The sequence below is a fragment of the Paractinoplanes lichenicola genome, assembly GCF_016785085.1.
Classification (GTDB): Bacteria; Actinomycetota; Actinomycetes; order Mycobacteriales; family Micromonosporaceae; genus Actinoplanes; species Actinoplanes lichenicola.
Window position 1 is genome coordinate 820135 of the sequence record NZ_JAENHO010000003.1, and the last position, 14902, is coordinate 835036.

General features: G+C 70.3%; 7 protein-coding genes. 5 read left to right on the forward strand and 2 right to left on the reverse strand.

All coding sequences use genetic code 11. The annotated features are described in order from the left end of the window. Nucleotides 1-35: 35 nt before the first annotated feature. Nucleotides 36-2489 carry a glycoside hydrolase family 2 protein gene (locus tag JKJ07_RS12970; protein WP_202991691.1) on the forward strand — a complete coding sequence of 818 codons (2454 nt, stop codon included), beginning with the start codon at nt 36-38 and terminating at the stop codon, nt 2487-2489. Between the two features lie 356 nt (nt 2490-2845). Here JKJ07_RS12970 and JKJ07_RS12975 read toward each other — a convergent pair whose 3' ends face one another. Both JKJ07_RS12975 and ilvD read right to left on the reverse strand, forming a co-directional pair. Continuing rightward, a complete protein-coding gene (locus JKJ07_RS12975) occupies nt 2846-5386 on the reverse strand; it encodes an MFS transporter (RefSeq protein WP_307834229.1) in 2541 nt (846 codons plus the stop codon). 1481 nt (nt 5387-6867) lie between these two features. After that, nucleotides 6868-8715: a dihydroxy-acid dehydratase gene (gene ilvD, locus JKJ07_RS12980; RefSeq protein WP_202991692.1), complete on the reverse strand. Its 1848-nt coding sequence runs from the start codon at nt 8713-8715 to the stop codon at nt 6868-6870. Nucleotides 8716-8816: 101 nt separating this feature from the next. On the opposite strand from ilvD, the gene JKJ07_RS12985 reads away from it, so the two are divergent. The 4 genes from JKJ07_RS12985 (at nt 8817) to ilvC (ending at nt 14769) form a co-directional block, all read left to right on the forward strand. Continuing rightward, nucleotides 8817-11150: a putative bifunctional diguanylate cyclase/phosphodiesterase gene (locus JKJ07_RS12985; RefSeq protein WP_307834230.1), complete on the forward strand. Its 2334-nt coding sequence runs from the start codon at nt 8817-8819 to the stop codon at nt 11148-11150. Between the two features lie 198 nt (nt 11151-11348). Further along, complete coding sequence (locus JKJ07_RS12990; RefSeq protein ID WP_202991693.1) at nt 11349-13178, forward strand: acetolactate synthase large subunit; 1830 nt, start codon at nt 11349-11351, stop codon at nt 13176-13178. Between the two features lie 2 nt (nt 13179-13180). Next, nucleotides 13181-13696 (forward strand): acetolactate synthase small subunit, encoded by a 516-nt coding sequence (gene ilvN / locus JKJ07_RS12995; RefSeq protein WP_184955320.1) that lies wholly within the window; start codon nt 13181-13183, stop codon nt 13694-13696. Between the two features lie 59 nt (nt 13697-13755). Further along, nucleotides 13756-14769: a ketol-acid reductoisomerase gene (gene ilvC / locus JKJ07_RS13000; RefSeq protein ID WP_202991694.1), complete on the forward strand. Its 1014-nt coding sequence runs from the start codon at nt 13756-13758 to the stop codon at nt 14767-14769. The last annotated feature ends 133 nt before the right edge of the window (nt 14770-14902 follow it).

Sequence of the window (14902 nt, forward strand, 5' to 3'; positions counted from 1 at the left end):
TCCGTGTTTGTGGATAGGCCCGCAGAAGGAGAACCGTGACCTCGTATCGACCCCTGCACGACGGCTGGACCCTGACCGGAGGCGACATTTCCGGTGTTCCGGCCGCCGTGCCCGGATGCGTGCACACCGACCTGCTGCGGGCCGGCCGGATCGACGACCCGTACCTGGACGCCAACGAGATCAAGCTCGGCTGGATCGGGCGTACGGAATGGGTGTATTCGACGTCTTTCTCCGCCACCCCCGGTGGACGCACCGACCTCGTCTGCGCCGGTCTCGACACCGTCGCGGCCGTCGAGCTCAACGGCGAGATCATCGGCGAGACGGCCAACATGCACCGCGGTTACCGTTTCGACGTCAGCTCGCTGCTGGTCGACGGGGACAACGAGCTGAAGGTCAAGTTCAAGAGCGCTTACGCGTACGCCGAGGGGCAGCGCGACCGGCTCGGCGCGCGCCCCAACGCGTACGACGAGCCCTTCAACTTCATTCGCAAGCAGGCCTGCAACTTCGGCTGGGACTGGGGACCGACCCTGGTCACGGCGGGCATCTGGCAGCCGATCGGGCTCGAGACGTGGACGACGGCCCGGCTGGCCGAGGTGCGCCCGCAGGTGACGGTGACCGGCGGCGTGGGTCGGGTCGAGCTGCGGGTCCGGCTCGACCGGATCTCCGACGCCCCAGTGAAGATCACCGCGTCGGTCGGCGGGCGTACGGCCCAGGCCACGGTCAGCGGCATCGAGGCGCTGCTGATTCTCACCGTGGACGACCCTGAACTGTGGTGGCCGCGCGGCTATGGCTCGCAGACCCTGTACGACCTGGACGTCACCCTTTCGTCCGGTGCGGAACAGCTCGACTCCTGGTCCCGCAAGATCGGCTTCCGGTCCGCGCGCGTGGACACGGCCGACGGCGGGTTCACCGTCGTGATCAACGAGCAGCCGGTGTTCGTACGGGGAATCAACTGGATCCCCGACGACGTCTTCGCCGACCGGATCACCCGCGACCGGCTGGCCGCCCGATTCCGCCAGGCGGCCGACGCGAACGTCAACTACCTGCGCGTCTGGGGCGGCGGCCGCTACGAGTCGGCGGACTTCTACGAGCTCGCCGACGAGATGGGCTTCCTGGTCGGGCAGGACTTCCTGTTCGCGTGCGCGGCCTACCCCGAGGAGGAGCCGTTCCGCTCCGAGATCGAGGCCGAGGCCCGCGAGAACGTCGTGCGGCTGGCGTCGCACCCGAGCCTCATCGTGTGGACCGGCAACAACGAGAACCTGTGGGGCCACGAGGACTGGGGCTGGAAGCCGGCGCTCAACGGGCGTACGTGGGGTGCGGGCTTCTACTACGACCTGCTCCCGCGCGTCGTCGGGGAACTCGACCCGTCCCGCCCGTACTGGCCCGGCAGCCCCTACTCGGGGAGTGCCGACCGCTATCCCAACGACCCGGCCTACGGCACCACGCACATCTGGGACGTGTGGAACACCGACGACTACACGAAATACGCCGCCTACCGCCCGCGCTTCGTCGCCGAGTTCGGCTTCCAGGCCCCGCCCACGTACGCCACCCTGCGCCGCTCGATCTCCGACAGCGTGCTCGCGCCCGACTCGCCCGGCATGGCCCACCACCAGAAAGCCATCGGCGGCGACGGGAAGCTGTCCCGCGGCCTCGCGAACCACCTGCCTGCTCACCGGGACTTCGACGACTGGCACTACCTGACACAGCTCAACCAGGCCCGCGCGCTGGCCTTCGGCATCGAGCACTTCCGCTCGCTGAGCCCGCTCTGCACCGGCACGATCATGTGGCAGCTCAACGACTGCTGGCCGGTCACGTCGTGGGCCGCGGTCGACGGCGACGGGCGCAAGAAGCCCCTCTGGTACGCGATGCGCGACGCCTACGCCGATCGCCTGCTCACGTTCCAGCCCCGTACGGGCTCCGCGCTCGCCGCCGGCGGCCCGCTCACCGCCATCGAGCCCGGCGCGGTCTTCACCCCCGACGGCGCCCCCGCCCTGGTGGCAGTCAACGACGGCCGCACGCCCTGGACCCTCGCCACCACCGTGACCCGCCGCAACCTGGCCGGCGACGTGCTGGCCACTCACGACGTGTCGGCCACCATCGACCCCGGCGCGTCGGTGACCCTGACACTCCCGGCCGACGTCGCCACCCCCGGCGACCCGCGCACCGAGCTGCTGGCCACCGACACCGGCACGACGTGGTTCTGGGCGTCCGACAAGGACATCGCGTGGCCTTTGGCCGACTACACGACCGAGGTCACCCGGGCCGGCGACACCACGACCGTGACCGTGCACGCCTCGACGATCCTGCGCTCACTCACCCTCTTCCCCGACCGGCTCTCTCCCTCCGCGGAACCCGACCGTGCGGCCGTCACCGTCCTGCCCGGGCAGTCGGCGACCTTCACGATCCACTCGCCGGAGCCCCTGGACGAAGGTGCTCTGACCAGCCGGCCGGTCCTGCGTTGCGTGAACGATATGGGGTCGGCGCAGTGATCGCTTGAGCCCTGTGGATAACCCTGAATTGTGGATAACCCGTTCCGCTCGGCTGGGTTCGATACGCTTTTTTAGGGTGGCGACCCCCGGGCGGGAGGGCCATATTCCGCGGTGATCAAATTCTGCCTACGCGATGATCGGACAGGTGTCAGCCGCGCGGTGATCAGGCTTCTCCACTGCGCGGCGACCAGGAACTTCGCCGCGCAGTGTCGAGCTTCAGCCACGATGACCAAGCACCTCCGCCGCACGGCGACCAAGCCCACGGCGACCGAGCATTGCTGCCGCGCGGCGTTCGCGTTAGTGCCTCCGCGGCGACCGAGCTGAGGCGACCGAGTCGCCTCTCCGCGGCGGAGTCCTCAGTGGAGCGCCGCAACCGTGGCCGGCGTCCCCAGCGTGATGTCGTGCGCCGCGTGGTCCCCCGTCAGCTCGACCCGCGTAGCCACCGGCGCATGCCCGCTGGCCGCCACCGTGTACACCCCCGGCGGCAGATCCCGCAGCTCATACCGCCCCTCGTGATCGGTCGTAGCCGCCCCCGCCACCCGCCCGTGACGGTCCACGGCCACCACCGAAGCCTCCGGAATCGGATGCCCCGACCCCGCCGCCCGGACGTTCCCCGTCAGCACCCCGCCCACGGCCAGCGCCAGATCCACCGGCCCCGGCTCATTGGGCGAGACCGTCCGCGAAGCCGGCCGGGCGTGGGCCGCGGTGGCCGTCAGCGTGTACTCCGGCCCGTCCAGTCCCGGCAGCTGATACCGGCCGTCCGGCCCGGCCGTGGTCGTCGCCACCACTTCGCCCTTCGTGTTGGTCAGCGTCAGGGTCGCCCCGGGCAGCCCGCGGCCCGCCCGGTCGGTGACGCGTCCGGTGATCTGCCCGGCCCCAGCCAGCGAAAGCACCCGCCTTATCTCCCCGGCGGCCACGTTGATCACGGCTGCGGCGGGCTGGTGCCGGTCGGCCGCGCAGATCAGCAGGAACGAGCCGCCGGTGTGCAGCACCATCCGGTACGTGCCGTCGTCGCCGGTCACCGCGCGGGCCAGCTGCTGCCCGCCGAAGTCGGTGATCGTCAGCGTGGCGCCGGGCAGCGGTAGCCCGCCGGGGCCGTCGATCCGGCCGCGGACGACCGCGTCGCCCGGGCCGGTTGGCTCCTCGGGGGCGGCCGGGTCGTCGGTCAGCGTGGCAGTGTCCATGTCGAGTGTCCGTTCGAGACTTGGCCCGGTGTCGAACAACCGGGCGAGATCGGCGTCAAGGTCGGCAAGGTCGGTGCGAGCCAGGGCATGTTCAGCGGTGGAACGAGCGGGCGGGGCGGCACCGGGCGAGTCCGGTCCACCCCGCGAAGGGGAGTCCGGTCCACCCCGCAACGGCACGTGCGGAAGAAACAGGAAGAGCACGAAGGCAACGACAAGAATGGCCGCGGCGACCAGGAAGATGCCGTCCACCGCGTCCGAGAAGCCCGCTTTGAACGGATGGGCCAGGGCGGGGGTCACCCGCTCGAGGAACGACGTGTCGTCCAGGGCGGAGCCCTCGCCGCGGAGCGCCCCGGTCAGGGCGGGCTCGGCGGCGGCCGCGCGCTGGGCGGCGGTGTCCTCCCGGAACGCGGCCGCGATCTTATCGCCCACGGTGGCGAACAGCAGCGACAGGAAGACGGCGGTGCCCGCGGTCGCGCCCATCTGCCGGAAGAACGTCGACGACGCCGTGGCCACGCCGATCTCGGACCGCGGCATGGCGTTCTGCACGGCCAGCGTGACCGGCTGCAGCACGAATCCGAGCCCGAGCCCGAAGACTCCCATGTGGATGCCGGTCTGCCAGAACGGCGTGTCCACCCCCACGGTGTGCAGCAGGGTCAGCCCGGCGATCATCAGGGCCGCACCCGTCGCCGGGAAGACGCGATATTTACCCGTACGGGAAATGGTCTGTCCCGAGACGAGCGAGCCGGCCATGATGCCCGCCGTCATCGGCAGCAGCTGCAGCCCCGACTCGGTCGGCGTCGCGCCCCGCACGATCTGCAGGTAGAGCGGCAGCAGGGCGAGCCCGCCGAACATCCCCATGCCGGTGACGAACCCGCCGCCCGCGGTCAGCGCGAACGTGCGGTTGCGGAAGAAGCGCAGCGGGATCAGCGCGGCCGGCCCCATCCGCGTCTCCACGATCAGGAAGAGCGCGAGCCCGGCGGCACCGACGAGGTAGCACGCGATCGACTTCCCGGCGTCCCAGCCCCACGTACGCCCCTGCTCGGCCACGGTCAGCCACGGCACCAGGCACACGCACAGTGTCAGCGCGCCCCACCAGTCGATCCGATGCTCGCGCCGCGTGTGCTTGATCCGCAGCACCCGCGCCACGACGGCCATCGCGACCCCGCCGATCGGCACGTTGACCAGGAACACCCAGCGCCAGCCGGTGATCCCCAGCAGCTCGTCCGTGCCGGCCAGGAACCCGCCGATCACCGGCCCGAGCACGCTCGCCGAGCCGAACACGGCCAGGAAGAAGCCCTGATAGCGAGCCTGTTCGCGGGGCGGCACGAGGTCGCCCAGGATCGCCAGGGCCAGCGAGAACAGCCCGCCCGCGCCCAGCCCCTGCACCGCCCGGAACGCGGCCAGCTGATACATCGACCCGGCGAACGCGCAGGCCGCCGAGCCCACCACAAAGATCGAGATGGCGGCCAGGAAGAACCGCTTACGCCCGTAGATGTCCGACAGCTTGCCGTAGAGCGGCGTCGAGATCGTCGCGGTGATCAGGTAGGCCGTGGTCACCCACGCCTGCACGGTGAGCCCGTGCAGGTCGTCGCCGATCGTCCGGATGGCCGCGGTGACAATCGTCTGGTCCAGCGCGGCCAGGAACATGCCGAGCATCAGCCCGGCGAGCACCTCCAGGGTCTGCCGATGGCTGCGCTGCTCAGTGGTGCTCACGCATCGAGCAACGAGGCGGCCCCGGCGGAAGTTGCCCTTTGGGAAAGATCAAATCCATAAAGTACGAGTTCTCCGACGCGCTCTGCTGCCTAGCATCGGCGCCGTCGGGGTCACTCCCCTCAGGCCGCTACCGGCTGGATCGGTTGCTATCGGTCGCGACCCATCGACTTGCCCTAACCTAACTTGCCCCGGTTGCCGCTTCGCGATCCTGATCACGAAGCTCAGGCCGGATCGACTGCTGCCTCGAGGCGGCTGCCGGCCGGTCGATTCGCGTCGGGACCAGCCGTCCGGTCCGTGTTGCGGCCGGCCCTAACAGCGTTCCGGCCAGCCGTCCGTTTCAGGTCGCGGACGGGCCGTCTCGACACGTAACACGACCGCCCGTCCGATTTCGCGGAGCGCCCGACTGACCGATTACGACGCGCCAGGGCGTCCTTGCACTCCCGCGCCGCGGCGAGGGCGACGTCCCCAACCCGCCGACGATGCCTCATCCGGTCGCCCGTGACGTTCAGCCAGGCGGCGTAGGGCGGTGTGGTCCTGACAACACTCTCGATCGTGGTGCGCGGCACTCAAGACAGCGAAGGCACGAACGCCGGGCCCGCGGGCCCGGCCGGCTCGGGCTTGGGTGGACCCGACGTCAGTGCGAGGAGGGGACGGCGACGCGTCAGGCGACGTCGCCTGGTGCCAATCGAACTCGGAACATACGCCCGGCCGACCACGAACCGACCCGCGGTCGAACACGCGGCGTGCTCGAACGAGAAACCCCGGCCCGGACCTATCCCCGTTCAGGGCGGCCGGCACAGAGTTGATCACCGCGGAAGTCCCCACAGTTCATGGGCCCGCCCACGCGACCAACTCGCCGACGGGACCCCGGTCGCGGTCTTCGACGTCCTCGACGACTGCACCCGCCTGCTACGCCGCCGCTTCGGAAACCGCGGCATGTTGGGGTGTCGGGGCGGGGCGGGGCGGGGTGAGGGGCATGGGCCTGGTGGGGTGTCGGGCGGGGGCGCGAAACTCGGGGGTGTCGGGCGGGGCGCGGAACTCGGGGTGTCAGGTGGTGGACGCGAACAAAGCATGTGGGCGTCGGGCCTCGGGAGAGCCTGCGGGCGTGATCAGGCGGGGCGGGTGACAAGTGCGCCAGCTTCCGGCCCGCGCGCGGGGTCTAACAGGCAACGGTCGCTGGGCAGATCGAGGAGTTCAAGACGGCGGGGGCAGTGTGTCCGCGCGCGACCTCGGGATCCGGGTGAGTGTCAGGATTTCGGTGGGGTCCACGGCGTGCCGGCGATTGTTGAGGCGGTCCGCAGTCGTTCGCGGGCGGTGGTCACGTGACTCGTGATGCGTCCGGCGGGTGCTTCGTTGTCCGGGGGCAGGATGGAAATGCGGGCCGCCGGTGGCGGCCGACGGCCGCGGCCACGCACTCGGCGTGTGCGTGGCCGCGGGGACGGTCGTGCTGTGCGGTTGTGGACTGCGACGTGGCGTACGGGTTATTCAGGGACCTTGCGGTAAGCCCCGTCGCTCGCGCTGGTGGCCATGGAGGCGTAGGCGCGCAGGGCCGCCGACACCGGGCGCCGGCGGTCGACCGGCGTGTACGGCTTGGGGCGGCGCTCCTGTTCGTGGCGGCGCTGGGCCAGGGTCTCGTCGTCGACGTGCAGCGTGATGCCGCGGCCGGGGATGTCGATGCTGATCTCGTCGCCGGTTTCGACCAGGGCGATCAGGCCGCCCGCGGCCGCCTCGGGGGAGACGTGGCCGATGGAGAGGCCGCTCGTGCCGCCGGAGAAGCGGCCGTCGGTGATCAGCGCGCACGCCTTGCCGAGGCCGCGGCCCTTGAGGAACGACGTGGGGTAGAGCATCTCCTGCATGCCGGGGCCGCCGCGCGGGCCCTCGTAGCGGATGATCACGACGTCGCCCTCGACGACCTGCTTGCCGAGGATGCCGTCGACGGCGGCGTCCTGCGACTCGAAGACGCGGGCGGGGCCGGTGAACTTCCACAGGGTCTCGTCGACGCCGGCCGTCTTGACCACGCAGCCGTCGGGGGCGAGATTGCCGAAGAGGATGGCCAGGCCGCCGTCGACCGTGTAGGCGTGGTCGATCGAGCGGATGCAGCCGTTCTCGGCGTCGGTGTCGAGCGTCGCCCAGCGGTTCTGCGTGCTGAAGGGCTGCGTCGTGCGCACCCCGCCCGGCGCCGCGTGGAACAGCTCGAGGGCGGCCGGCGAGGGCGATTCGGCCCGAATGTCCCACTCGTCGAGCCACGATGTCAGGTCGGGTGAGTGCACGGAGCGGACGTCGGTGTTCAGCACGCCGCCCCGGTTGAGCTCACCCAGCAGCGCGGGGATGCCACCGGCCCGGTGCACGTCCTCCATGTGGTATTTCGGGCTGTTCGGCGCGACCTTGGACAGGCACGGCACCCGGCGCGAGATCGCGTCGATGTCGGCCACCGAGAAGTCGATCTCGGCCTCACGGGCCGCGGCCAGCAGGTGCAGCACCGTGTTGGTCGAGCCGCCCATGGCCACGTCGAGCGCGACCGCGTTTTCGAAGGCGGAGCGGTTGGCGATGCTGCGGGGCAGCACCGACTCGTCGTTCTCCTCGTAGTACTGCTTGGCGATCTCGACGATCAGCGAGCCGGCCTTCTCGAACAGCGCCTTGCGGGAGGCGTGCGTGGCCAGCGTCGAGCCGTTGCCCGGCAGCGACAGGCCGATCGCCTCGGTCAGGCAGTTCATCGAGTTGGCGGTGAACATGCCGGAGCAGGAGCCGCAGGTCGGGCAGGCCGAGCGCTCGATGGTGTCGAGCTGCGCGTCGGTCACGTTCTCGTTGGCGCTGGCGCTCATCGCGTCGACCAGGTCGAGCTTCTCGTGCACGACGCCCTCGATGGCGATCGTCTTGCCGGCCTCCATCGGGCCGCCCGAGACGAACACGGTCGGGATGTTGAGCCGGAGCGCGGCGATCAGCATGCCGGGGGTGATCTTGTCGCAGTTCGAGATGCAGACCAGGGCGTCGGCGCAGTGCGCGTTGACCATGTATTCGACCGCGTCGGCGATCAGCTCGCGGCTGGGCAGCGAATAGAGCATGCCGCCGTGGCCCATCGCGATGCCGTCGTCGACCGCGATCGTGTTGAACTCGCGCCCGACCCCGCCGGCCTCGGCGATCGACTCCGCGACCAGGCCGCCCATGTCTTTGAGGTGCACATGACCCGGTACGAACTGGGTGTAGCTGTTGGCGATGGCCACGATGGGCTTGCCGAAGTCGTCGTCGGTCATCCCGGTGGCGCGCCAGAGGGCACGCGCGCCGGCCATGGTCCGACCGTGGGTCGAGGTCCGGGAACGCAGGTCAGGCATCCCCTCAGTGTGCCACTCGAAGAAGTAAGGACCGCCAATTGCGTCCACAAGACGGGACGCGGGGGCTACTTAAATAGATCGGGATCAGGCAGAGTGTTCGCGTGCAATCACCGTCCGGCGTGGAGCTGGCCGGGCTGGCGAGCCTCCTGGTCGCGGTCCCGGCCGTTGCCCTGCTGGGCGATTCCGGTCGCAAACACACCGGCGCCGCTCGTCGAGCCCATCTTCTTCTGGCCGCCGGGGGAGCTGTCGCGACCGCGGCCGCCCTGGCCGGCGTGATCACTGTGCTTCTCACCACCGCCGCCCCACCCCGTACGGGTCTGGGCACGGCCGTCGCCGCCGGCACCGCGCTCGGCGTGCTGACGCTGCTGGTCGGGGTGGCGATGCTGCCCGGCGCGGCCGAAAACGCGGGCGCGGCCGTCCGGCACCTGCTCGACGGCCTGGTCATCGCGGCCGCCATCTGGTTCGTGGGCTGGGTGCTGATCGCCGAGCCGACCCGGGTGCTGGGCGACGCGACCCCGATGGCCTGCCCCTCGGTGCTGATCCCGGCCGGGTTCGCGGTCGTGTCGCTCGGGCTCACGATCGTGCTGGCGCTGCACGCCCATCGCCCGCGGCTGACCACCGTACGGGTGGCGGCCGGGGTGACGCTCGTGTCGTTCGCGGCGGTCGCCATCGCCTGGGGCATCTGCCAGGACCGGGACGGCGTCGTGCTGGCGGGCGCGCTGATGCTGCCGGCGGGCCTGTTCGTGATCGCGCGCGCGGTCAAGGTGGCCGACCGCCCGGTCGAGGTCGTGGGCGACGTCGTCGAGCGCAACACGGCGTACGCGGTCGTGCCGATGGTGGCCATGGTCACGGCGCTCGGTTATCACCTGGCCCGCGGGGGCGATTTCGACCTGTACGGCTTCCTGGGCGCCGGGGTCGAGGGCTTCGCGCTGGTCGGCCGGCAGTTCCTGGCCCTGCGTGACGTCCGGCGGTACACGCTCGAGCTGCGCGAACGCGAGGCCCACTTCCGCGAGCTGGCCCACACCGACCCGCTGACCGGTCTGGCCAACCGCCGAGGGCTGCAACGGGCGCTGCGCGCGAGCGGCGATTCGCGGGTGCTGGTCGGCATCGACCTCGACGGCTTCAAGACGGTCAACGACATGCGCGGCCACGACGTCGGCGACGCGGTGCTGACCGAGGTCGGCGAGCGGGTTCGGCGCAACCTGCTGGAGGGCGACGTGGCGGCCCGGCTCGGCGGCGACGAGTTCGCGGTGCTCATGCGGGGCAACGCGGAGGAGGCCATGCTCACCGCGCACCGGCTGCTCGCGGTGCTCGGGGAGCCGTACGAGGTGGAAGGTCTGGCGGTCTTCCTGTCGGCCAGCATCGGCGTGGCCGACTCGAACACGCTGAGCCCGGCCGACACCGGCGAGCTGATCCGGGACGCCGATCTGGCCCTGCGCTACGCCAAACAGCGCGGGAAGAACAGGGTCGAGCGCTATCAGGCCCGGTACGACGAGCTGCTGCGCCGCCGGGGCACGCTGGAGAGCGAGCTGCGGCACGCGATCGACCGCGATCAGCTGCGGCTCGTCTTCCAGCCGGTCGTGGCCCTGCCCTCGATGCGGCCGGTCGGGGCCGAGGCGCTGCTGCGCTGGCATCACCCGACGCTGGGCTCGGTGCGGCCCGACGAGTTCATCCCGGTCGCCGAGGAGTCGGGGCTGATCAACCGGATCGGCGCATGGGTGCTCGAGCACGCCTGCATCCAGCTCGCCGACTGGCTGTCGCGCGGCCACGACGTGTGGGTGTCGGTCAACCTGTCGCCCAAGGAGCTGCACTCGACCGACTTCGCGGGGCACGTGGCCGACGTGCTCGAGCAGCACGGGGTGCCGCCGCAGCGGCTGGTGCTCGAGGTGACCGAGCACGCCGTGGCCACCGACATGGAGGAGCTGATCAGCCGGCTGGCCGAGCTGCGGGCCACCGGCGTACGGGTCGCGCTCGACGACTTCGGCGCCGGTTACTCGTCACTGGGCCAGCTGCGCACGCTGCCGGTCGACATTCTCAAGATCGACCGTGCCCTGGTCGCCGAGCCCGAGTCCCGTACGGGCATGGCCGCGCCCCTGGTCGACGTGGTGGTCCGGATGGGACACCGGCTCGGGCTGGAGGTGCTGGCCGAGGGCATCGGCACCCCGGCGCAGCGGGCCGCGGTCGAGGAGGCCGGCTGCCGGTTGGGTCAGGGCTCGCTCTTCGGCTGGGGCGTGCCCGCCGAGCATCTCGAGGCCCAGTTGCAGACGCTGCGCTCGGGCGGTCCCAGCCGGCCGCTCCCGGCGCCCCGCTCGGCCCCGCCCGCCGACGCCGCCGCGCGCAGCCAGGTGGTCATGCTCGGCCCCGGAATGCGGCAGCTCAGGGCGCTGCTGCCGAGTGATCCCGGGTTCGTGGCCCCCACGGGTGAGAGCGAGTGATCAAAATGTGGGATCAGTTGACTCACCGCTTGAGATGGGGCAAGGTGGCTTGCATGTGCTTCGCGTCCCGAGTACTTATGTGAGCGCACTCCAGTCGCAATAGCGACCAGAGTGCGCTAGGTCCCGTGCTACCAGGCACGAGGGCCTTTTTTGTTGCTCAAGTAACGGAACGCCCAACCCGTAAAGGTATGAAGTGCCATGACGAGACCCACTCCTGAGACCCTCGCCCACCGAGCCAACCCGGCCACTGTCGCGGCGGCCGCCACCCCGGCCCCGGCCGTAGCCACTCCGGTTTCCACCTCGGGCGCCGGGTCGCTCGTGCGGTCGCTCGAGGCGCTCGGGGTCGAGGTCGCGTTCGGCATCCCCGGCGGCGCGATCCTCCCCGCGTACGACCCGCTCTACGACTCCAAGGTCCGGCACATCCTGGTGCGCCACGAGCAGGGCGCGGGCCACGCCGCCACCGGCTACGCGCAGGCCACCGGCAAGGTCGGCGTCTGCATCGCCACCAGCGGCCCGGGCGCCACCAACCTGGTCACCCCGATCGCCGACGCGTACATGGACTCGGTGCCGATCGTCGCCATCACCGGCCAGGTCGCCCGCCCGTCGATCGGCACGGACGCCTTCCAGGAGGCGGACATCCAGGGCATCACGCTCCCGATCACCAAGCACAACTTCCTGGTGCAGACGCCCGAGGAGCTGCCGCGCATCCTGGCCGAGGCGTTCCACCTGGCCATCACCGGCCGCCCGGGCCCGGTCCTGGTCGACATCCCCAAGGACGTGCTGCAGGCGCAGACCACGTTCACCTGGCCACCGACGCTCGACCTGCCGGGCTACCGCCCCACGCTGCACCCGCACGGCAAGCAGATCCGCGAGGCGGCCCGCCTGATCGCCGCGGCCAAGCGCCCGGTGCTCTACGTGGGCGGCGGCGTGCTCAAGGCCGGCGCCACCGACGGGCTGCGCAAGCTGGCCGAGCTCACCGGCATCCCGGTCATCACCACGCTGATGGCGCTGGGCGCGTTCCCCGACTCGCACCCGCAGCACCTGGGCATGCCCGGCATGCACGGCACGGTCCCGGCGGTCTACGCGCTGCAGAAGTCCGACCTGCTGATCACGCTGGGCGCGCGCTTCGACGACCGGGTGACCGGCAAGCTCGACTCGTTCGCGCCGGACGCCAAGATCGTGCACGCCGACATCGACCCGGCCGAGATCGGCAAGAACCGGCACGCCGACGTCCCGATCGTGGGCGACGCCCGGCACGTGATCGACGAGCTGATCGCCGCGGTCTCGGCCACGGCCGAGGGCCCCGGGCAGTACGAGCCGTGGTGGGCCACGCTGAACGAGCTGCGCCAGCGCTATCCGCTGGGCTACGAGGAGCCGACCGACGGCTCGCTGGCCCCGCAGTACGTGATCGAGCGGATCGGCGAGCTGGTCGGCCCCGAGGCGATCTACGTGGCCGGCGTCGGTCAGCACCAGATGTGGGCCTCGCAGTTCATCAAGTACGAGAAGCCGGGCACCTGGCTCAACTCGGGCGGCGCCGGAACCATGGGTTACGCCGTTCCCGCCGCGATGGGCGCCAAGGTCGGCCGGCCGGACACCCCGGTCTGGGCGATCGACGGCGACGGCTGCTTCCAGATGACCAACCAGGAGCTCGCGACCTGCGCCCTGGAGGGCATCCCGGTCAAGATCGCCGTCATCAACAACGGCAACCTGGGCATGGTCCGGCAGTGGCAGACCCTGTTCTACGACGGCCGCTACTCGAACACCGAGCTGGGCACGCACAAGCACCGCATCCCCGACTTCGTGAAGCTGGCCGAGGCGCTGGGCTGCATCGGCCTGCGCTGCGAGTCGAAGGACGACGTCGACAAGATCATCAAGCAGGCGATGGAGATCAACGACGCCCCGGTGGTCATCGACTTCACGGTCGGCAAGGACGCGATGGTCTGGCCCATGGTCGCGGCCGGCACCAGCAACGACGAGATCATGTTCGCCCGGGACGTGCGCCCGAACTTCGAAGAGGACGACCTCTGATCATGAACAAGCACACCTTGTCCGTGCTGGTCGAGAACAAGCCGAGCGTGCTCGCGCGGGTCAGCGGCCTGTTCTCCCGGCGCGGCTTCAACATCGACTCCCTGGCGGTCGGCGAGACGGAGAACCCGGACGTCAGCCGCATCACGATCGTGGTCAACGCCGACTCCTCACCCCTGGAGCAGGTGACCAAGCAGCTCAACAAGCTGGTGAACGTCCTGAAGATCGTCGAGCTGGACCCGCAGCAGTCGGTTCAGCGCGAGCTCCTGCTGGTCAAGGTGCGCGCCGATCGTGCGCAGCGCAGCCAGGTGCTCGAGACGGTCGAGCTGTTCCGGGCGAGGGTGATCGACGTCGCTCCGGACACCCTCACGATCGAGGCCACGGGTAACCCCGACAAGCTGGACGCGTTGCTGCGCGACCTCGAGCCGTACGGCATCAAAGAAATGGTCCAGTCCGGGCTCGTGGCCATCGGCCGCGGCTCCCGCTCGATCACCACCGGCCCGGCGCTGCGCGCCGCCTAAAAAAGCCGTCCTCAGCCCCGCCACCGCCCTTAACCGGACTAAAGACTCAAGGATTAAGAATGACCGCGGAAGTTTTCTACGACGACGACGCCGACCTGAGCATCATCCAGGGCAAGAAGGTCGCCGTGATCGGGTACGGCAGCCAGGGCCACGCCCACTCGCTGTCCCTGCGCGACTCGGGCGTCCAGGTGGTGGTCGGTCTGCAGGAGGGCTCGAAGAGCCGGGCCAAGGCCGAGGAGCAGGGCCTCGAGGTCAAGACGCCCGCCGAGGCGTCCGCCTGGGCCGACGTGATCATGGTGCTGGCGCCGGACACCGCGCAGCGCAAGATCTACGCCGAGTCGATCGCGCCGAACCTGTCCGCGGGCAAGGCCCTCTTCTTCGGCCACGGCCTCAACATCCGGTTCGAGCTGATCAAGCCGCCGGCCGACGTGACCGTGGCCATGGTCGCCCCCAAGGGCCCGGGCCACCTCGTCCGCCGTCAGTACGTGGACGGCAAGGGCGTGCCGTGCCTGGTTGCCGTCGAGCAGGACCCGACCGGCGAGGGCCTCGCGCTCGCGCTCTCCTACGCGAAGGCGATCGGTGGCGCGCGGGCCGGCGTCATCAAGACCACCTTCAAGGAGGAGACCGAGACCGACCTGTTCGGCGAGCAGGCCGTCCTCTGCGGTGGCACCGCGGCGCTCGTGCAGACCGGTTTCGAGGTGCTCACCGAGGCCGGCTATGCGCCCGAGATCGCGTATTTCGAGTGCCTGCACGAGCTCAAGCTGATCGTCGACCTCATGTACGAGGGCGGCATCTCCCGCATGCGCTACAGCGTGTCGGACACCGCCGAGTTCGGTGACTACGTCAGCGGCCCGCGCGTGATCAACGCCGAGACCAAGGCGGAGATGAAGCGGATCCTGGCCGACATCCAGTCCGGCGAGTTCACCCGCCAGCTGATCGAGGACGACGACAACGGCCGTCCGCTGCTCACCAAGTATCGCGAGCAGGGCGCCGCGCACCCCATCGAGGTCACCGGCAAGAAGCTGCGCGACATGATGAGCTGGGTCGACCGTCCGATCACCGAGACGGCCTGACGGTTTATTGCGAAGGCCCGGTTTCCGCAGCGGAAACCGGGCCTTTTCCGTGACCGTGCGATTACCTGAAACGTGCGTGTTACTTCCCGCTTACCTGGGTCGCGCCCGAAACTGAATTGTGCGCTGTTCGGGC